We start from the raw sequence: 19,881 nt of genomic DNA on the forward strand, positions 1-19,881 counted from the left end.
AAGATACTCAGCCCGGTTCTGCCGGAGCCAATCGCACCGTCAGTTGCGCCCCGCCGCCCGGGCGGTTCTCGGCCTCGATGCTCCCGCCCCACGAATCGATCAGGCGTCGGCTGATGGCCAAGCCGAGCCCGCTACCGCTGGTGCGGGTGGAGAAGTGCGGATCGAAGATGCGCGCGACCAGGTGCGGCGGGATGCCGCTGCCGTCGTCGAGCACCCGCAGCAGCGCACCCCCACCCACCCCCGCCGCAACCTGCAACGTCACCCGGCGCGCACCGGCGAGCCGCGCGTTCTCGAGCAGGTTGAGCAACACCTCGCGCAGCTCGCGACCCCGCGCGGCGGCCCACAGCGTGCCGGCGGGAATCTCTCCCACCCACTCCAGCTCCGCCTGCCCCATACGCTCCAGCTCCAGCACGTCGCGGGCGATTGCGGCAACGTCCACGGATTCAGGCGGCAGTTCCCGTTCGGGCGCCGTCCCGTAGCGACTGAAGGCCCGCGCGATCTCATCAAGGCGGTCGATCTCCGCCAGGATTCGCGCCGTGTTCAGCTCCAGCACCTGGTCAAAGTCCACCCGGCTGTCGTGACGGGCCCGGCGCAGGTGCTGCATTCCGAGACGCATCGGCGTCAACGGGTTCTTGATTTCGTGCGCCACCTGCCGCGCCATCTCACCCCAAGCCAGCACGCGTTCCGCCCGCGCCACCTCGGTCACGTCGTCAAGCGTCACCACCAATCGCGTCGATCCGGGCGCGAGCCGCGTGAGGCGCACGCTGAGCCGTCGCCCGCCGAACTCCGCCTCGAACGCCGCATCCTCGCGCGCCTCGCTGCGGAAGTCGGCCAACGCTGCGCCGAGCAGCCTGCGCACCGCCTCCGGCAAGCGCGACCCCACCGGCAGCGGTACGCCGAGCAGCAGTTCCGCCGTGGGGTTGGAGAATGTCAGGCGGTCGCCCTCGTCCACGGCAAGCACGCCCGAGGCGACGCTGCGGAGCGTCGCCGCCAGCCGGCGCTCGGCGGTCTCCAGCGCCTCGCGGCTCTCGGCAAGGTCAGACGTCATCGTACGGAACGCCCGGAACACCGGCGCAAACTCCAGCGGCGGATCCTCGCGCAACGGCGGCACCGCGCCCCCGCGCGCCAGCGCCAACGCCGCGCCCTGCAACTCGCGGATCGGCCGCGAGAGCTGCCGCGACGCCGCCCCGCTGGCCCAGAGCGCGCCGAGCGCGCCCAGCGCCAACGCGAAGAGCAAGAAGGCCGTGAGGTCGTTTCGGCGCCGATCGAGCAGACGGTCATCCAGCCGCGCCGGCGCCGCCAGCACGTACTGCACGCCGGCCGTGTCGAGCGCGGCGCGGTACCCCAGCCGCACCGACGCGGAGCCGACCGTGGCCCCGCTCCCGGCGGTGTTCTCGTCCACCTCGGCCATCGCCATCACCACCGTCGGCGGCAGCAGACGGCCGATCGGGGCAAGGGCGTCGAGCAGCGGGTCACTCGTCCCCACCAGCATCCCGCCAGCGTACAGAAAGAGCGGCGTCTCGAAGCGCTGCGCCGATTCCGCGAGCCGCACCGACTCCGCCGAAGCACCGACCGCGCGCAGCGTCTCGCGCACGAGCAGGTCGCGCGCCTGGCGGTCATCGGCATTCAGACGGCCGAAGGACCACAGGCCAAACAGAAGCGACGGTACGAGGAAGCAGACGAACAGCGCCGCCGAGAGCCGTGCGCGGTAGCTCGCGAACAGGGCGCGCCGCCGGCGGCGCCACCAGCGCGGCAACGCCCCCTCTGCGGCGACGATCAGTACCCAGATGCCGCCGAGTACCGCGAGATCGACCAACACCAGCAGCACGCCGCGTGTGATCAGTGCATCGAACGACCGCAGGTCCACCACCGCGTGGAGCCGGCGCGTCATTCCCCCCAGGCTCGGCGTCTGCCAATCGCCGTGCAGTTCGCTGCCGGTGCGCGACCACACGCCGCGTCCGCCCATTGCCGCCGCCAGTCCCTCGCGCGAGGCGTCACCGATTCGCAACTCGTATGGCGGTTCCGGCGCCGGTGGCGGCGCGAAGCCGAGAAATGCGCCAAAGGGATCCTGCGCCACGAGCCGCGAGCGCGGCGCCACCACCACCGTCGTCACGCTGCCGTCCGCGTGCGGCACGGCTAGCACCAGGTGCACACCGGGATTGCCCTCCGCCTCCGAGAACAGCGGCACGTTGCGAATCCGCGCCTCGGCCGCGACGAGGTTCAGCCCCGGCGTCACACCCGCCGACCGCCCGACGGTCAGCTCCGCCAGCAGGCGCCCATCCGGCCCCCAGGTCGAAATCTCCGTCGGATACTCGGCGCGAGCGAGATCTGTCCGTGCCAGTTGCGAGAGCAGTTCCACGCGCGACCGCGCCGCCCGCACCGGGTCCAGCGCCTCGGTGAACCGGTCGAGCAGCGTCGCCGCCGCCGGGTCCGACCGCTGCAGGCCCTGCACGTCGCGGACCGCGAGATCCACGCGCTCGCGCACCGCCGAGAACCACGTGAGCGTCGTCGCACCGCAGGCGGCCACCAGCGCCACCGGCAGGACGATGCCTCGCGCGCGTCGCGTGATTGCCAACGCCGCAATCGCCGAGGCCCACAGCGCCGTGTACGCGCCCGGGAACCGGCCGGGCGCCTCCAGCAGCACCGGCGCCAGCGCTGCGGCGGCCACGGCGAGGGTCGGCGCTCCCCAGACGGGAAGGCCGCGGTCGCGTCCGAGCGCGCTCTGGCCTGCGGTGACGCCAAGCAGCAGCACCGTCACCGACGCGAGGAACAGCGTGACCTGCCACGAGAGCCAGAGCTCCGTCGGCACGCCAATGCTCGGCACCTGCACTCCGCCTGCGAGCTCGCGCAGCAGGAAGGGCCCCAGGCCCGCGATGACGACCACAGCCACCGCGCCCTGCGCGCGCGTCATCAGTCGCGGACGGGCACGCCGCAGGGTCAGGAGCGCGAGGAGCAGCAGCGCCGATGTCACCGCCAGCGAGGCGGCGTTGGCCGTGAACGGCCCACCCGAGCGCACGTGGTAGAAGGTGGGGTCGAACCAGCGGCTCAGGTTCGAGAACACGCTCAGCGGAAGCACGATCGGCACCGCCGCGTTCGCCGCCAACGCCAGGAATCGCGGCCGCAGTCCGAGGTCACGGCGCCAGGCCATCGCCACCAACGCCAGCATCATTGCCGCCAGCGCCAGTCCGGCCCACGGCAGCACGCGCTCCCACGCGCGGTCGTGGAGGGCTTCGATGGACGGCGTCACCGCGCGCGTCGCGAGAATCGGTACCCCGCCCAAGCTCAGCAGCGCGGCGTCACCGACCGCCGCAGCGGCCTCCGGAGGGCCGAACTCGAACCCGAGCACGCCGTGCGCTGCCGCCACCTCCGCCGCGATGCTGTTCGTCAGGGCATCCGCCGGCGCTTCGGCGTGGATAACGCTCGTAGCCACCGCGAGCGCGTTCCCGCGCTGCTCGACCGCGTAGGCCACGAGGTAGAACGACGTGCCGATCATCCCGCTGGCCGTCGGCAGGGAGTCCAAGGCGAGGACCAAACGCCCGCTCCACGCCTCGGGTGCCCCGTTGCGGGCGAGAATCACCGCACGCCGCCCATCGGCTGGCACGAGGCCGCCAAGCGCGGCAAAGGCCGCCTCGCCTGCCGGTGCGTCGAGCGCCGCGCGGGCGATGCGGCGGAGTTCCTCGCCTTCGGCGCGTGCCGCATCGGCGAGCCCGATGGCGGCAGCGCGCGCCAGCGCATCTCGGATAGCAGGCCCCTCGGCGCGCAGGCGCGTGGTCCGCAGGTGGAAGCCCATCGCGGCCACCACAAGCACGGCCGCCGAGACCGCAAAGGCGATGCGGCGCAGCGCCGCGAGCCGGCCGACCCGTGCGAGCGGCACCGCCAATCCGAGTACGCCGGCGAGAAGTGCCAGCGCCAGCGGCATCGAGGGACTGCGCAGCCACACGGCCGCCGCGACCGTCAGGACGGCTGCACCCCACAGCCACGCTTCGCCGCGCCGGGCGGCAGTGCGCGGCGTCATCGCGGGCGGCGGTGGCAGGCGTTCTCGCTCACGCGGGGATTATACCCGCTCCGCAGGCCCCGGGCAGGTACTGATTATAGATTGCGCGCGATGCGGTTGCTGCTCGCCCTCTCGCTTGCGCTCCTGGCCCTGCCCCTCGGTGCCCAAGTCACGGTCCTCGACGAGGGGACCTTTTCGCATCTCGTCAACGGCGTCCGCGCGGGGCGAGAAGACTTCAGCATCCGCGCGGCGCGCGCGGCGCCCGGCGCCACCTTCGTGGCCCAGGCCAACGTGCTCGCCGGCGAGCGCCGCCGGACGGTGGTGCTGAATGCCGACTCGCTTGGGGGCCCGGTGCGCTTCCAGCTCGAGCTCCGCGAGGCGAACCAGGTGGTGAGCAACGTCTCCGGCGACCGTCAACGGATGGTGTGGTCCGGACGTATTCTCACGGCCACCCGAGAGTCGGCACGGGAGGTTCGGCTGACCGATGGGTCCTTCCTCGCAGAGCCCGGCGTGGTACACCAGCTGTGGTTCGTGCTGCGGTTTGGACAGGGGCGAGCCATCGAGCTGTTCTCGCCAAGCGGCCTCTCGCTGGAGAGCGTCCGCTTGGCGTCGGCCGGTCCGGACAGCGTTCAGGTGGCCGGCCGGGCCCTCGCGGCAACCCGCTGGACCCTGCTCCGCACGTCCGACGACGCCGTGGCGTGGGAATTCTGGGCCGACCGATCCGGCCGCATCCTGCGCGCCCGGCATCCTGCCTCGGGACTCGAGGCGCTCAGGGACGATCCACCCGCTGAAACCACTGGTCGCTAGCGGGCGTACACCCCGCTAGTGCACGTCACCAAATCCTGACAAGGAATCCGTTGATGCGTCTGCTTCTGACCCTCCTCTGCCTGGCCGTGGCCTCGCTGCCCGCGCAGGCGCAGTCCGCGCCGCCGACCACCCTGACGCTGGATCAGGCCCTCGAGATCGCGGCCAAGAACAACCCGGTGTACCAGCAGTCCGTGCTGGGCCGCCGCCGCGCCCAGGCCCAGGTCCGCACCGCCTACGGCCAGTTCCTCCCCAGCGCCGACGGGTCCTTCGGCCTCGGTTTCCGCGAGGGCCGTCCCCAGAACTTCGGCGGCATCAACCTCGGCGCCACCTCGGACATCCTCTCGTCCAGCTGGAACCTCAGCGCCAGCCAGCGCCTCTCCTGGAACACGTTCAACCGCATCAAGCAGGCCAATGCCTCGCTCGATGCCGCGGACGCTGAAGTCGATGCGGCGCGGTTCAACCTCGGCGCGCAGGTGACGCAGCAGTTCCTGCTCGCCCTCCAGACCCAGGCCCGCGCCGCGCTCCAGGACACGCTTGTCCTGCAGCAGCGCCTGCAGCTCGAACTGGCCAACGCCCGCGCCGGCGTCGGTGCCCTCACCTCGCTCGACGTCAAGCGCGCCGAGGTGGGCCTCGGTCAGCAGGAAGTGGCCGCCCTGCGCGCCCGCAACGCCGCCGACGTCGCCAAGCTGCAGCTCTTCCAGCAGCTCGGCGTGGCGATGCCGATGGCCACCGCGCTCGTGGCCGACCTGCAGGTCAGCGCCCCGACCTTCACCGCCGACGAACTGCTCGACGCGGCTCGCCAGGGCAATCCGTCCCTGCAGGCCGTGAAGGCCCGCGAGGTGGCCTCGGCCGCCGCGCTGCGGTCGGCGCGCGGCGACTACACGCCGACCCTGGGCTTCAACGCCAGCGTCAGCGCGTTCACACAGAAGTTGGTGGACCTGCCGGCGACGGCCACGCCGGAGCAGCGCGCCGAGAACGCGCGCTATCCGTTTGACTTCACGCGCAACCCGTACAATCTGTCGGTCGGGCTGTCGATTCCGATCTTTGATGGCCTCGGGCGTGAGTCGCGGCTGCAGGAAGCCGGCGCCGCGCGCGAAGAGGCGGCCTACAACGTGCGCCGCCAGGAGCTGCAGCTGACGGCCGACGTGACGTCGGCCTACGTGACGCTGGTCGCGGCCCACCGGGCGGTGGAGCTGCAGCAGCGCACGGCCGCCACCGCGCGCGAGGCGCTGGACCTGGCCCAGGAGCGGTACCGCGTCGGCGCCAACACCTTCGTGGACCTGACCACGGCGCGCGCCGAGTACGAGCGCGCGGAGACGGACCGCATTGATGCGGTGTACGAATTCCACCGGGCGTTCGCGGCGCTGGAAGGCGCCGTCGGCCGCTCGCTTCGCTGATCCCCTGAGGACGCAATGACCAAGAAGACCAAGATCGGAATCGCTGTAGGCGTCCTCGTGGCCGTCGTCGCCGTGGTGGCGTCCGGCGCCGCGAAGGGCCGGAACAAGGGCACGCTGGTGCGCGTCGAGGCCGTGGAGGCCCGCGACCTCGTGTCCTCGGTCACCGCGAGCGGGCAGGTGCTGCCGACGCGCAAGGCCGATCTCTCCGCCGACATCACCGGCCGCATCACGCGCATCGCCATCAAGGAAGGCGACAACGTGCGCGAGGGGCAGTTCCTGCTGCAGATCGACCCGCAGCAGTTCGAGGCCCAGGTGCAGCGTGCCGAGGCGTCGCTGGCCAACGCCCGCGCGGGCTTGGCGCAGGCCCGGGCCAATGAGCTGCAGGCGCGGCGCAACTTCGAGCGCCAGGCCGAGATCCGGAAGACCAACGCCGCGTTGGTGTCCGAGGCCGAGCTCGAGCAGCTCGAGACGCAGTACGAGGTGAATCAGGCGCTCGTGGTCGCGGCGCAGGAGAACGTGAAGCAGGCCGAGGCGTCGCTGACGGACGCGCGCTGGCAGCTCTCGCGGACCAACATCTACGCCCCGATGACCGGCAAGGTGACCCGCCTCAACGTCGAGGTCGGCGAGACCGCGATTATGGGTACGCTGAACCGCGACGCCGCAATCCTGATGACGATCTCGGATATGTCGATGCTCGAGACCAAGGTGAAGGTGGACGAGACGGACGTCTCGCGCATTCACGTCGGGGACTCGGCCGTCGTCCAAATCGATGCCTTCCCCGACACGACCTTCATCGGCCGCGTCGTGGAGATCTCCAACAGCTCGGTGCGCCGTGCCGCGACCGGCACGACGGACCAGGCCATCGACTATGAGGTGACGGTGCGCATCCTCAACGCGCCGCCCGAGACCCGCCCGGACTTCAGTTCCACCGCCAAGATCGTGACGGATACGCGCACGCAGGTGCTGTCCATCCCGATCATCGCGCTGACCGTGCGCGAGAACGAACAGTTGCAGTCCAATGACGGTCCGGCCAACGCGGCCCAGTCGACGCAGCCGCAGATCGGTCGGCGCGACGTCGAGGGCGTGTTCGTGATCGACGCCGACAACAAAGTCAGCTTCCGGCCCGTAAAGGTCGGGATCGCCGGCGAGAAGCACTTCGAGGTGCTGTCCGGCCTCGAGCCCGGCACGCGCATCGTCGCGGGCACGTACCAGGCGATCCGCGAGTTGAAGGACGGGCAGCTCATCCGCGAGCAGCCCGCCGCCACTACCCCGACCAAGACGCCGTAAGGAGCCCCGGTGAATACCGACCACGACGAGATCCCACTCAGTACGACCGCCGAACGCCAGGCCGTCGTCACCTCCGCAGGCGATGCCCCGGGCAAGGAGTGGGTGATCGTCACCCGCGGCCTCAAGCGCGAGTACGATATGGGCGGCGAGATCGTGCGCGCGCTGCGCGGCGTGGACTTGGCCGTGAAGCGCAACGAGTACGTCGCCATTATGGGACCGTCCGGCTCCGGCAAGTCGACGCTGATGAACATCGTCGGCTGCCTCGACACGCCGAACGCCGGCGAGTACTGGCTCAACGGCCAGCTCGTCTCGACGATGAAGGACGACGAGCTCGCCCGCGTGCGCAACAAGGAGATCGGCTTCGTCTTCCAGACCTTCAACCTGCTGCCCCGCGCCTCGGCGCTGCACAACGTGGAGCTGCCGCTGGTCTACGCGGGTGTCTCGGCCTCGGAGCGCCGGGAGCGCGCGATGGAGGCGCTCACCAAGGTGCAGCTCGGCGAGCGCGTGCATCACCGCCCCAACGAACTCTCCGGCGGCCAGCGCCAGCGCGTGGCCATCGCGCGCGCGCTGGTGAACCGCCCGTCGATCCTGCTGGCTGACGAGCCCACCGGCAACCTCGACTCGCAGACGTCGGAAGAGATTATGCGCGTCTTCGAGCACCTGGCCGACACCGGCCAGACGGTGATTATGGTGACGCACGAGCCCGACATCGCCGCGCACGCGCGTCGCGTCGTGGTGCTGCGCGACGGCCAGATCGCCAGCGACGAACGTCGGGCGGCGTTCACCGAGAAGCTCGGCATCTCGCTCGGCTGACCCGGAGTCGCCCCGTGCCGCTCCTCGAGGCCGTGCGCCTCGCCCTCGCGACCATCCGGGTGCAGAAGCTCAAGAGCTTCTTCACCCTGGCGGGCGTGTGCATCGGCGTGATGTTCCTCATCACGGTGGTGAGCATCATCGAGGGAATGGGGCGCTATATGAAGGACGACCTCGTGGGCAAGCTCATCGCGGTCAATTCCTTCGAGCTGCGGCGCTTCCCGAACATCAATATGGGCGAGAGTTCGCCGGCCACCTGGGATGAATACCGGCGCCGGCCGCGGCTCTACATCTCGGACCTGCTGCCGGTGGTGGAGGCCCTGCCCGAGGGCACACGCTGGGCGCAGGAGTCGGATGCCAACGTGCGCCTGGTCAGCCGCTACGCGCGGCCGCGCGCCGCCGAGGCCATCGGCATCGACGGTGACTGGTTCGCGATCAAGAACCTCGCCCTGCGCGACGGCCGGGAGTTCACGGCGCAGGAGATGACCAACGGCGAGAACGTGCTGATCATCGGGCCGGACGTGGTGGACCGTGTGTTCCCCGGCGTGGACCCCATCGGCCGCGAAGTGCGCATCGGCACCACGCCCTACCGGGTCATCGGCATCACCGAGTCGCGCGGCAGCGCCTTCGGCATCTCGTTCGACAACTTCGTCATCGCCCCCTGGCGCTCGCCCATCCGCAAGCTGCTCAACCCCGCCCCGCAGATGATCGACGCGGTCATCATCCAGGCGGAGAACCAGGCCGTGATGATGGAGGCGCAGGAGCGGGTGCGCAGCGTGATGCGCACCACCCGCAAGCTGCGGCCCAGCCAGAAGGACAACTTCTCGATGCAGACCTCCGACTCGGCGCTGGAGTTCTGGAACAAGATCGAGGGCTACCTGATCGTCGCCGGCGTGGCCTTGCCGGCCATCGGACTGGTCGTGGGCGCGATCGTGATTATGAACATTATGCTCGTGGCCGTCGCCGAGCGGACGCGGGAGATCGGGATCCGCAAGGCGCTGGGCGCCAAGCGGCGCGACATCCTCGCGCAGTTCCTCGTGGAGTCGGCGACGCTGAGCACCGTCGGCGCGATGCTGGGCATCGCGATGGGCATCGGTTTCGCGCAGGCCATCGCGGCGGTGACGCCGCTGCCGGCCAGCGTGGCGCCCTGGAGCATCATCGTGGGGGTGAGCGTCGGGATGGGCGTGGGCATCGTGTCGGGCGTGTATCCGGCCAGCCGCGCCTCGCGGCTGGACCCGGTTGTCGCCCTGCGACAGGAGTAGCGGATGAGCCTCTCCTCGAAGGTGTACAACCTCACCGAAGGGGTGCGCATCGCCGTCGAGAGCATCGTCGGCAACAAGGTGCGCGCCTTCCTGACGATTCTGGGTGTGGCGGTGGGCGTGTTCGTGGTCGTGGTGATCTCGGCGGCGATCCACGGCATCAACACGAGCGTCACCAAGGAGTTCGAGGCGACCGGGCCGACGACGTTCTTCGTGTCGCGCTATCCGATTTCCTTCGAGGCCTGCGACGGCACCGAGGACACCTGCAAATGGCTGCGCAACCCCCCCATCACCTGGGACGAGGTCGCGCGCCTCGCGGCGCTGGACGATGCCGCCGCCGTCGGCGTGCGGATGGACTGGACGGGCGCGTTCAAGTACCGCGACCAGTTGCTGCCCGCGGCGCAGATCGAGGCGTACACGGCCAACTGGAGCCAGTTCGGTGCGCCGGAGATGCTCCCGGGCGGGCGGGTGTTCACCGAGCAGGAGTTCCGCTCGGCCGCACGGGTGATCGTGCTGAACACCACGGCAGCGGAGCGCCTCTTCGGCGAGTCTGATCCGCTGGACAAGATGATGACGGTGAACGGCAACCAGTTCCAGGTCATCGGCGTCTACAAGGACAAGGCCAGCTTCCTCACGGGCGCCGATCGCGCCAAGGGCGTGATGCCGGTGACCACGCTGCAGCGGGCGCTGAACGTGCGGCGCGGGGATATGGGCTTGGTGGTCAAGCCGCGCGGGGCGGTGGCGCGCGATGACCTCGTGGACCAGGTGACCGCGACACTGCGTGGCGCACGGGGCCTGCGCCCCAGCGAGGAGTCGAACTTCTCAATCATCACCCAGGACAAGCTGATGGAGACCTGGGGGCGCATCACCACAGCGTTCTTCGCCGTGATGATCGCGCTCTCGGCGGTGGGCCTGATCGTCGGCGGCGTCGGGGTGGTGGCGATTATGATGATTTCGGTCACCGAGCGCACCCGTGAGATTGGCGTGCGCAAAGCGCTGGGCGCGACGCGGCTGACGATCCTCTGGCAGTTCCTGATCGAAGCGGTCACGCTCACGGGCATCGGGGCCGGCATCGGGCTCGCCGGCGGCTGGGCGGTGTCGTTCCTGATCCGCAGCGGCACGAGCATCGAGGCCGCGATCCCGCCGGGCGCGGCCGTCGCCGCCCTGCTCGCGAGCGCCGTGACCGGCATCGTGTTCGGGATGGTGCCGGCCTTCCGCGCCGCGCGGCTGGATCCCGTCGAAGCGCTCCGCCACGAGTAGCGAATGCCCTTCTTCGAAGCGGTCCGGCTGGCCTTGCAGACCATCCGCGTACAGAAGCTCAAGAGCTTCTTCACGCTCATCGGCGTGATGATCGGCGTGATGTTCCTGATTGCGGTGGTGAGCATCGTCGAGGGGATGAGCGACTACGTCGAGAATGACTTCGCCGCCAAGATCATCGGCGTGAACACCTTCGACGTGCGACGCTGGCCGAACTTCACGCCCAACGAGTCGGACGACGAGTGGCGGGCCTACCTGCGCCGGCCGCGCGTGTTCCAGCCCGAGGCGGACGTGGTGGCCGAGGCGCTGGGTCCGTCGTTCCGCATCGCGCGCGTGAACGAGACCTTCCTGCAGGCCTTCGTGACCGGCGTGCGGCCGCAGAGCGTGCAGGCGATCGCCACCGACGAGAGCTACTTCGAGATCAAGAAGTTCGGCATTTCGAGCGGCCGCGCGTTCAACGCGCAGGATGTGGCCGCGGGCGCCAAGGTGGTCGTGATCGGGGACGAGCTGGCCAAGTACTACTGGCCGGGCCTCGACCCCATCGACCGCGAGATGCGGATCGCCGGCCAGACCTACCGCGTCATCGGCGTGATCGAGCCCCAGGGCTCGGTGTTCGGCTTCTCGATGGACCGGATGGCGATCGCGCCGTTCTCGACGCCGCTGTCGCGGGCCATCCGCCCGCGCGGCGACCTCGGCCGCATCACCGTGCAGGCGACCAGCCGCGAGATCCTCGACGACGGAATGGAGTCGGTGCGCGAGGCCCTGCGCGGCTTCCGCCGCCTCGGCCCGGCCGATGGAGATAACTTCGCGCTCGAGACCTCCGACGCGGCGCTCGGGTTCTTCGATGCGCTCAAGGGCAAGCTGATCCTGTTCGGCACGGCCCTGCCGGCCATCGGCCTCGTCGTGGGCGCGATGGTGATTATGAACATTATGCTCGTGGCGGTGGCCGAACGCACGCGCGAGATCGGCGTGCGCAAGGCGCTCGGCGCGCGGCGGCGCGACATCATCTCGCAGTTCCTCGTCGAGGCGGCGACGCTGTCGGTGATCGGCGCCGCCATCGGCGCGCTGATGGGCATCGCCATCGCGCAACTGATCGCGGCGGTCACGCCCCTGCCCGCCTCGGTCGCGCCGTGGTCGCTGGTGATGGCGCTGGTGGTCGGCGCGGGCGTGGGCATCGTCGCCGGCATCTATCCCGCCAGCCGCGCGGCGCGGCTGGATCCCATCGCCGCCCTGCGCCAGGAGTAGCCGATGCGTCTCTGGGACCGTTTGGCGATGACCTTCGAGGGCGTGCTGATGGCCCTCGAGTCGCTCAAGGCGAACAAGGTGCGTGCCGCGCTGACCATCTCGGGCGTTGCCGTCGGCGTGTTCGTCGTCGTCGCGATGGGCGCGACGGTGCACGGCATCCGCAACTCCTTCCAGTCTGATATGGACGAGTTCGGCACGGCCACCTTCCAGATCCGCCGCCGCAACCCGGGCTTCAGCAACTGCAACCCGACGACGGACTGCCCCGACCGCCGGAATCCGGGCGTGTCGCTCGCCGAGTGGCGCGCCGTGCGGCAACTGCCGGAGGTGGAGAGCGCAATGGCCTGGCTCTTCGGCGGCGGCACGGTGACGTATCGCGACCGCATCGTCAAGAACGTGGGATACGACGCGCAGAGCACGGAATGGATCCGCACGGACCAGGCGGACATCGCGCCCGGCCGGACGTTCACCGAGTCGGAGCACGACGCGGCGGCGCTGGTGACGCTGGTGAACGCGAAGCTGGCCGAGGAACTCTTTGGCGACTCCGACCCGATCGGCAAGGAGATCGACCTGTCGGGCACGCGCTTCACGGTGATCGGCGTCTACCATACCAAGGCGGGCTTCCTGAAGTCGCTGGACGGTCGCGGCCCGGACACGCCCCGGATGGTCCTCCCGATGATGACGGCGTACCGCCGCCTCGGCGTCTGGCGCAACTCGATGATGGTGATGGTGAAGCCGCAGGCCACGGTGAGCCGCGACGACGCGATGGACGCGGTGACGGCGACGCTACGCGGGATGCGCGGCCTGCGCCCCAGCCAGCCCAACACGTTCTACCTGGTCGGACAGGACAAGATGATGGAGACCTTCGACCAGCTCTTCGGTGCGATCTTTATGGTCGGCCTCGGGCTCTCGGCCGTGGGCCTGCTGGTGGGTGGCGTCGGCGTGGTGGCCATTATGATGATCTCGGTCACGGAACGCACGCGGGAGATCGGCGTGCGCAAGGCGCTGGGCGCGACGCGCGGCATCATCCTCTGGCAGTTCCTGGTCGAGGCGGCGACGCTGACGACGCTGGGCGCGACAATCGGCCTCGTGCTGGGCGGCGGGCTGGCCTGGGTGATCCGCGCCAATTCGACCATCCCCGCGACGATCCCCCTCGGCGCCATCGTCGCGTCGCTGCTCGGCGCCGCGATGACCGGCATCGTGTTCGGGATGCTTCCGGCGTCGCGGGCGTCGCGGCTGGACCCGGTCGAGGCACTGCGGCACGAGTAGCGCGTGCCGCCGCCCCTCGCGGTGGCGGCGTAGGCGTAGCATCCTTCGAGGGTGCGCCTTCTCTCACGATGCCCTGCGCGTCCGATGTGCGCGGTCGCTGTTGCCGCAGTGCTCGCGGCCGCCTGCTCCGACGGCGTGGCACGCCCGGCCATCGGCTTCACCTACAACTGGGGTGACTCCCCACTTGAGCGATTCGTGGAGCACGCGCTCAATGACGGAGTGCGGCCGCGCGACTCCCTGCGCCTGGTGTTCGAGTCGCGGGGCGGTTGGCAGCAGTACGGCAGTTCCACGATGGCGGCCGAGGTGCGGCGCGCGAGCCTGATCGCGGCCGACTCGGAGGTGCTGGCCGTGATCGGGCCGGGTGGCAGTCGCGAAGCCCTGCAGGTGGCCCCCATCTACGCCGAAGCCGGTGTGGCGATGATCGTCCCGACGGGGACCAGTCGACTGCTCGCCGGCGCGGGCGACCACGTGCTCCGGTTGGCCCCAGACGATTCGGTGCAGGGCGAGTTCATCGCGGCCTTCGCCGACACGGCTCTGGGCGCGAAGTCATTGGCCGTCTTTCACGTGCCCGACGAATATGGCATCGGATTGGCGGCCGGGACGGCATCGACCGCGGCCGCCCGCGGGCTGCAGATCCTCGTGCGCACGCCGATCGCCTTGGTGCGAGCCTGCGGCGATCGCGGGGATGGTGATGCCTACTATGCGCGACTCGCCACCGATCTGGCGCGCCGCGGACGTCCGGACGCCGTGGTGCTGGCGATGCGCACGGTCGAGGCCGGATGCCTCGCCACTGCGCTGCGGGCCCGCTGGCCTGGCATCGTCTTGATCGCCGGTGACGGGGTGTATCTCGACACGCCGCTGTTCAACAGCGCCGGCACGGCCGTCGACGGGATGTACCTCGTGGCGTTCTGGCATCCGGAGATCCCGTCGGCGCGGGCCCGGGAGTTCGCGGTGGAGTACCGGCGGGTGACCGGCCGCGAACCGCGCCACGGCGATGCCGTGTTCGTGGACGGCGCGCTGTTGGTCGCGCAAGCCATCCGCGGCGGCGCACGCTCGCGGCCCGCGCTGCTGCGCGCGCTGCGCGAGACCGGGACGCGGCGTCCGGCCTTTGAGGGCTACAGTGGCACGATCAGCTTCGCGTCGGACGCGCGGCGCCCGCTGTGGATGACGCGCATCGTCGGCCGCGGCTCCGTCCTGCTCGCCGGCCGATGAGCCGGCCGCGGCGGGCGCTGCCGCTCCGCGTCCTCCTGTCGCTGTTCGCGGCGACCACAGTCGTGTACGTCACCATCGTCGCGGCGCAGCTCATCCGGACGATCGTGCCGCTGGCCCAGGACCTGCGTGGCCGGTCGCGGGACCTGCTCGACGATCACGACCGGGTGTCGGCCAGCCTGGTTGCGCTGCACGAGGCGCGGCGGCAGCTCGCGCGCCTGGCGCCGCCGCTCGTGCCCGGCGCCGAGCCCCTGCCCGACCGCGACCGGCTGCGCGACTCGCTGTTGGCCTTGCTCGACCGCAGCGCCTCCATGCGGGCCAGCATCGACCGCGCGGACGTCCCGCTCGAGATGCGCCTGCTGCTCGCCGACGCAGTCGGTGCGGAGGCGGCGATTGCGGTGACGCTGCTCGAGGCCGAGCGCGCCATCGCGGTGAACCAGCCGCAGGCGGCCGTCGTGGCGTTCCGGGCGTCGGGGATCCTCTCGGACTCCGCCCGCAGCCTCCTCTCGCGCGCGCAGCGCGTGGCCATCGCGCACACGCTGGAACGCCAGGAAGGCCTGGCCGCCGAGCTGACGGAGCTCGAGCGATTCTCGCTGGCGTTCGCGCTGCTGGGCACGGTGTTGCTCGTGATCGGGGTGTGGATTGCGCGCACGCGGGTCTACCTCCCGGTGCAGGCGATGGCACGGGCCGTCCAGCGTGTGTCGTCGGGCGACCTCGATGCCGACGTCCGGGTGACGCACGACGACGAGCTGGGCCAGCTCGGCCAGCACCTCAACGAGATGACGGCGGTGCTGCGGGAGCGGGCCGCGGACGAGACCCGACGCCGGGAGAACCTGACTGAGCGCTTCGGGCGCATCCTCGACTCCTCCGCCAGCGCGATCTGCGTGTTCGACGGGACGAGCCTGCAGGTGGTACTGGCCAACCGCGGCGCGTCTGAGATCTTCGGGTGCAGTGCCGACGCGCTGCGACAGCGGCGCCTGTCCGACCTACTCGGGGGACTCTCGCCGGAGCGCCTCGAGGCCCTGCTGTCCGAATTGCAGGGCCCGGAGGCCCCGCGCGTCCTGCTGACAACGTGGCTGACGCGCGCCGACGGCCGTCTGCGCGCCGCCGAGGTCGCGCTGCAGGCCTCGCGGGACGAGGATGCCAGCGTGATCGTGCTGGTCGCCGAGGATGCGGCGGCGCGGGAGCAGATGCGCGACTTCGACGCGCGCCTGCGAGAGTTCGCGCTCGAGCACGAGCGGGCAATCGGCCGCGGCGACGTGGTCGGGACGATGCGGCTCCTCACCGCCTTCGTCTGCGACACGCTGGACGCGGACCGCTGCGGCGTGTGGCGGGTCGGCGGAGGCGGCGCCGAGGCCGTCGCCGTGTTCGACGCCGTCAGCGGCGCGCACCGCGACGACCTGCCGCTCGACGCTGGCTCCGACGGACCGGAGACCTATCGCTGCGCCATCCGCGTCGGCGGCCGCGAGACGGCGATGCTGGCCGTCCGCCGCGATAGCCGCGCCTTCTCGATGGACGAACGCAGCTTTGTGGGCGCGGTGGCGGATCTCGCCGTGCGCACCTTCGAGGCCGCGGCGCGCAGCACGCTCGAGCAGGCGCTGGCCCGTGCGCACCGGATGGACTCGATCGGCCAACTGGCCGGCGGCGTGGCGCACGACTTCAACAACCTGCTGACGGCGATTCTCGGGAACCTCGAGGCCAGCCGCGCCGGGCTGGAGCGGGGCTCCGAGCTCGACGTCGCGCTGGGGGAGGCGGAACACGCGGCCCTGCGCGCCGCCGATCTCACGCGCCAGCTGCTGACCTTCGCGCGGCAGCAGGTGGTAGAAACGCGCGCCGTGCGGGTGGAATCACGCGTCAGTGACGCCGAAGCGATGCTCCGGCGTCTCGTCGGGCCCGAGCGCGCGTTGCGCCTCGCACTGGAACCGCCCGTCGGCAGCGTGCGGCTGGGATCCGGGCAGCTGGAGCAGATCCTCGTCAACCTGGTCGTGAATGCGCGCGACGCGACGCCGGCCGGCGGCGCGATCGACATCGAGGCCCGCCGTCGCACGCTCAGCGAGGCCGAGCTGGTGCAGTTCCCGGGACTGCAGGCCGGGGAGCACGTGGAGCTCGTGGTGCGCGACACGGGGGTCGGGATGGACCAGGCCACCCTGGAGCGGGTGTTCGAGCCGTTCTTCACCACCAAGGGGGTCGGCGCGGGCACCGGCCTCGGCCTCGCGGTGTGCTACGGCATCGTCCGCAACGCGGGGGGCGTGATCTCCGCCACGAGCACGCCCGGAGCGGGCACGACCTTCCGCATCCTGCTGCCCAGCACCCCGGAGCGGGACTCGCCGCGGCCCGGGTCGGCGACGACGGCCGAGACGCGCGGCGTGACCGTGCTGGTGGCGGAGGACGAACCCGCCATCCGTGCGCTGGTCTCGCGGATGCTGGCCGCTCGCGGGTTCCGCGTGCTGACCGCCGCCGATGGCGACGAGGCCCTCGGCGTCGCGTCGCGCGAGCCGGGTCCGATCGAGCTGCTCGTCACGGACGTGGTGATGCCCCGCCTCGGCGGCGTGGAGCTGGCGCGCGGCCTGCGGGCCATCCGGCCGGACGTCCGGATCCTGTTTATGTCGGGCTACGCGGCCACGGCGCCGATCGAGGACGGCGAGTTCGGGGATGCCGCCTTCCTCGCCAAGCCCTTCAACACGCAGGAACTGCTGCGGCGGGTGCAGGAGCTGCTGCGTGGCGACACCGAATCCGCACGCGCGACACCCCACTAGATTTCGGGCGTGCGCCCTTCGGACGTCGTCGGCATCGCCGTCGCGCAGATTCGCGGGAATCCCCTGCGGACCTTCTTCACGCTGCTCGGGATCATCGTCTCCGTCGCGTTCCTGATTGCGGTGGTGGCGATCATCCAGGGAATGAACGCGTACGTGAAGGAAAACATCGCCGACGCGATGGTCGGGACGAACGCGTTTCAGGTACGCCGCACGCCGATCCAGGTGGGACTGATCGACGACGAGTTGATGGCGCGCATCCGCCGGCGCCCGGTGATCTCTCCCGAGGACGCCGAGGCCGTGCGCGCGGCGCTGCCGGAGGCGATCGCCGTGTCACGGCAATCGGGCTGGCCGACGCCGATCACCGAGGTCTTCTGGCGCGGCCGTTCGGTGGGCGGCATCCTGATCTTCGGCATCACGCCCGAGTTCCAAGTCGTGCAGGACTATCGGGTCCGCGCCGGTCGCCCGATCTCGCCGGTGGACGTGTCGCAGCGGATGAACTCGGTGGTGCTCGGCACCGAGCTCGCGGAGAAGCTCTTCGAGACGGTGGACCCGATCGGCCAGGAAGTGCGCCTCGCCGGCGAGCGCTTCGTCGTGGTGGGCGTCAACGAGCCCAAGGGCCGCGTGCTCGGCCAGTCCTTCGACGCCTACGTGCTGATCCCGATTTCGCGCTTCGAGATGCGCTTCGGGCGGCGGCTGACGACGACGATCTCGGTGAAGGCGTCGGACACGTCGGACGTGGACGGGATGATGGCGCGCGCCGAAGAGGCGATGCGCGTGGCGCACGGCCTGCGCCCGGGCCAGGAGAACGACTTCTCGATCGAGACCTCCGAGGCCTTGGTGGCCTTCTGGAAGAGCCTGACGCAGATCCTGTTCGCGGTGATCCCGGCGGTGGTCGCCATCGGCATCGTCGTCGGCGGCATCGTGATCATGAACATTATGCTGATGGCGGTGAACGAGCGGACGCGCGAGATCGGCATCCGCAAGGCCGTCGGCGCGCGCGCGCGGGACATCGAGCGGCAGTTCTTGGTGGAGACGGTAATGCTCTCGGCGTTGGGCGGCGTGATCGGCGTGCTGGCGGGCTGGGCCTTCGCGTTCCTGATCTCGGTGGTGTCGCCGCTGCCGGCGCGCATCACCTGGTGGTCGGTGGCGGTGGCGCTCGGGCTCGGGGCGGGCATCGGCGTGGTCTTCGGCGTGTACCCGGCGCGGCGCGCGGCGCGACTGGATCCGGTGACGGCGATGCGGGCGGAATGATGCGGCGCCTCCTGCGGTACCTCGAGCAGTACAAGGAGAATCTCGCCATTGCGATGGAGACGCTACGCGTGGCCAAGCTGCGCAGTGCGTTGACGATTCTCGGAGTGGTCATCGGCGTGGCGACCGTGATGACGATGGCCTCGCTGGTGGAAGGCCTGCGCGCGCAGATCATCCGCACGGTGGAGATTGCCGGCCCGACGACCTTCTATGTGCTCAAGGTCTACTCCAGCACGCCGATCAATCCGCAGAACCCGCCGGCGTATGTGCGCATCCGGCCGGACCTGACCATCGACGAGGCCGAGCTGATCGCGCGGTTGCCTGAGGTAGCGTACGCGTCGATCTGGGGGCAGACGGTGCAACGGCTCTCCGTCGGCGGCGAGCGCACGCAACCGACGGCCATCTTCGGCGCGGATGCCGGCTACCCGTTGGTGCAGGGCGGTGAGCTCAGCGCCGGACGCTGGTTCACACGCAACGAGATCCTGGGCGGCGCGGCGGTGGTCGTCCTCGACGAGGCGAAGGCGCGGCAGCTCTTCGGCCGCGCCAACCCGCTCGGCAAGACGGTCCGCGTCGGGAGCCGACCGATGGAGGTGATCGGGCTGTACCAGCCGCCGGAGAATATCTTCGCGCCGCAGGGTTCCGAGACGGGTGCGATCATCCCATTCCGCCTCCTGGACGTGCAGTTCGAGATCGACCGGACGAATGCGCTCTGGATCCCAGTGCGGCCGCGCAGCGGCGTCAGCGTGGAGGCGGCGCAGGAGGCGGTGACGATCGCGCTACGCGAGCACCGGCGCCTGCGGCCGGCGCAGCGCAACAGCTTCGATCTCGTCACGCAGGACCAGATCCTCGATGTGTTCAACCAGCTGACGGGCGTGTTCTTCGTGGTGATGCTGGTGCTAGCGTCGGTGGCCCTGCTGGTGGGCGGCATCGGCGTGATGGCCATTATGATGGTCTCGGTCACCGACCGGACGCGAGAGATCGGCATCCGGAAGGCGCTGGGCGCGACCCGCGGCGACATCGCGGTGCAGTTCTTGATCGAAGCCGCCACGCTCACAGGCATCGGGGGCGCGGTCGGCATTGCGGTGGGACTCGGCACGGGCCAACTGGTGACGCGACTACTGGGCATCGAGGCGTCACCGCCCTTGGCCTACACGCTCGTGGCCGTCGTGGTCTCGGTGGGGATTGGCGTGGTGTTCGGCGTCCTGCCGGCGCGGCGGGCGGCACGTCTCGATCCAATCGAAGCGCTGCGCTACGAGTAGCGGCAGGCAGAACGGGCGGCAACCCGATAGCTTTCAGCAGCGCCGCGGACTGCGGCGCGCAGCCGAGCGCGAACACCGCGCTCCTTC

The 19,881-nt window shown here is 70.5% G+C and carries 13 protein-coding genes; 12 read left to right on the plus strand and 1 reads right to left on the minus strand.

Features of this window, described 5'->3' with window-relative positions; genetic code table 11:
- Positions 1-7: 7 nt before the first annotated feature.
- The gene (locus KF689_08880; protein MBX3133481.1) at positions 8-4,015 is read right to left on the minus strand and encodes a PAS domain-containing protein; all 4,008 of its coding nucleotides are present in this window, start codon (positions 4,013-4,015) and stop codon (positions 8-10) included.
- 90 nt (positions 4,016-4,105) lie between these two features.
- Here KF689_08880 and KF689_08885 point away from each other — a divergent pair, with 90 nt between their 5' ends.
- From KF689_08885 to KF689_08940, 12 genes are all read left to right on the plus strand, one after another.
- Positions 4,106-4,801 (plus strand): hypothetical protein, encoded by a 696-nt coding sequence (locus KF689_08885; protein MBX3133482.1) that lies wholly within the window; start codon positions 4,106-4,108, stop codon positions 4,799-4,801.
- Between the two features lie 53 nt (positions 4,802-4,854).
- Entirely contained in the window at positions 4,855-6,198 is a 1,344-nt protein-coding gene (locus tag KF689_08890) for a TolC family protein (protein MBX3133483.1), read from the plus strand.
- A gap of 15 nt (positions 6,199-6,213) precedes the next feature.
- Positions 6,214-7,485 carry an efflux RND transporter periplasmic adaptor subunit gene (locus tag KF689_08895; GenBank protein ID MBX3133484.1) on the plus strand — a complete coding sequence of 424 codons (1,272 nt, stop codon included), beginning with the start codon at positions 6,214-6,216 and terminating at the stop codon, positions 7,483-7,485.
- Positions 7,486-7,515: 30 nt separating this feature from the next.
- Complete coding sequence (locus KF689_08900) at positions 7,516-8,298, plus strand: ABC transporter ATP-binding protein (protein ID MBX3133485.1); 783 nt, start codon at positions 7,516-7,518, stop codon at positions 8,296-8,298.
- A gap of 14 nt (positions 8,299-8,312) precedes the next feature.
- Positions 8,313-9,557: an ABC transporter permease gene (locus KF689_08905; protein MBX3133486.1), complete on the plus strand. Its 1,245-nt coding sequence runs from the start codon at positions 8,313-8,315 to the stop codon at positions 9,555-9,557.
- A 3-nt stretch (positions 9,558-9,560) separates the two neighbouring features.
- A complete protein-coding gene (locus tag KF689_08910; protein ID MBX3133487.1) occupies positions 9,561-10,814 on the plus strand; it encodes an ABC transporter permease in 1,254 nt (417 codons plus the stop codon).
- A 3-nt stretch (positions 10,815-10,817) separates the two neighbouring features.
- Complete coding sequence (locus KF689_08915; protein MBX3133488.1) at positions 10,818-12,056, plus strand: ABC transporter permease; 1,239 nt, start codon at positions 10,818-10,820, stop codon at positions 12,054-12,056.
- A 3-nt stretch (positions 12,057-12,059) separates the two neighbouring features.
- Positions 12,060-13,322, plus strand: coding sequence for an ABC transporter permease (locus KF689_08920; GenBank protein MBX3133489.1), 1,263 nt, complete (start codon positions 12,060-12,062; stop codon positions 13,320-13,322).
- A gap of 84 nt (positions 13,323-13,406) precedes the next feature.
- Positions 13,407-14,534 (plus strand): ABC transporter substrate-binding protein, encoded by a 1,128-nt coding sequence (locus KF689_08925; GenBank protein ID MBX3133490.1) that lies wholly within the window; start codon positions 13,407-13,409, stop codon positions 14,532-14,534.
- Positions 14,531-17,287: a response regulator gene (locus tag KF689_08930; protein MBX3133491.1), complete on the plus strand. Its 2,757-nt coding sequence runs from the start codon at positions 14,531-14,533 to the stop codon at positions 17,285-17,287. Before KF689_08925 ends, KF689_08930 begins: the two co-directional genes overlap by 4 nt.
- 9 nt (positions 17,288-17,296) lie before the next feature.
- Positions 17,297-18,538 (plus strand): ABC transporter permease, encoded by a 1,242-nt coding sequence (locus KF689_08935; GenBank protein ID MBX3133492.1) that lies wholly within the window; start codon positions 17,297-17,299, stop codon positions 18,536-18,538.
- Positions 18,535-19,794: an ABC transporter permease gene (locus KF689_08940; GenBank protein MBX3133493.1), complete on the plus strand. Its 1,260-nt coding sequence runs from the start codon at positions 18,535-18,537 to the stop codon at positions 19,792-19,794. The genes KF689_08935 and KF689_08940 overlap by 4 nt, the downstream gene beginning before the upstream one ends.
- The last annotated feature ends 87 nt before the right edge of the window (positions 19,795-19,881 follow it).

This window comes from Gemmatimonadaceae bacterium, from assembly GCA_019637355.1.
Lineage (GTDB): Bacteria > Gemmatimonadota > Gemmatimonadetes > Gemmatimonadales > Gemmatimonadaceae > Pseudogemmatithrix.

What these genes read in the sequence shown, in the direction of transcription:
- KF689_08880 (MBX3133481.1), bottom strand. Translation starts at nt 4,015, where the DNA reads ATGACGCCGCGCACTGCCGCCCGGCGCGGCGAAGCGTGGCTGTGGGGT.
- KF689_08885 (MBX3133482.1), top strand. Translation starts at nt 4,106, where the DNA reads ATGCGGTTGCTGCTCGCCCTCTCGCTTGCGCTCCTGGCCCTGCCCCTC.
- KF689_08890 (MBX3133483.1), top strand. Translation starts at nt 4,855, where the DNA reads ATGCGTCTGCTTCTGACCCTCCTCTGCCTGGCCGTGGCCTCGCTGCCC.
- KF689_08895 (MBX3133484.1), top strand. Translation starts at nt 6,214, where the DNA reads ATGACCAAGAAGACCAAGATCGGAATCGCTGTAGGCGTCCTCGTGGCC.
- KF689_08910 (MBX3133487.1), top strand. Translation starts at nt 9,561, where the DNA reads ATGAGCCTCTCCTCGAAGGTGTACAACCTCACCGAAGGGGTGCGCATC.
- KF689_08915 (MBX3133488.1), top strand. Translation starts at nt 10,818, where the DNA reads ATGCCCTTCTTCGAAGCGGTCCGGCTGGCCTTGCAGACCATCCGCGTA.
- KF689_08920 (MBX3133489.1), top strand. Translation starts at nt 12,060, where the DNA reads ATGCGTCTCTGGGACCGTTTGGCGATGACCTTCGAGGGCGTGCTGATG.
- KF689_08925 (MBX3133490.1), top strand. Translation starts at nt 13,407, where the DNA reads ATGTGCGCGGTCGCTGTTGCCGCAGTGCTCGCGGCCGCCTGCTCCGAC.
- KF689_08930 (MBX3133491.1), top strand. Translation starts at nt 14,531, where the DNA reads ATGAGCCGGCCGCGGCGGGCGCTGCCGCTCCGCGTCCTCCTGTCGCTG.
- KF689_08940 (MBX3133493.1), top strand. Translation starts at nt 18,535, where the DNA reads ATGATGCGGCGCCTCCTGCGGTACCTCGAGCAGTACAAGGAGAATCTC.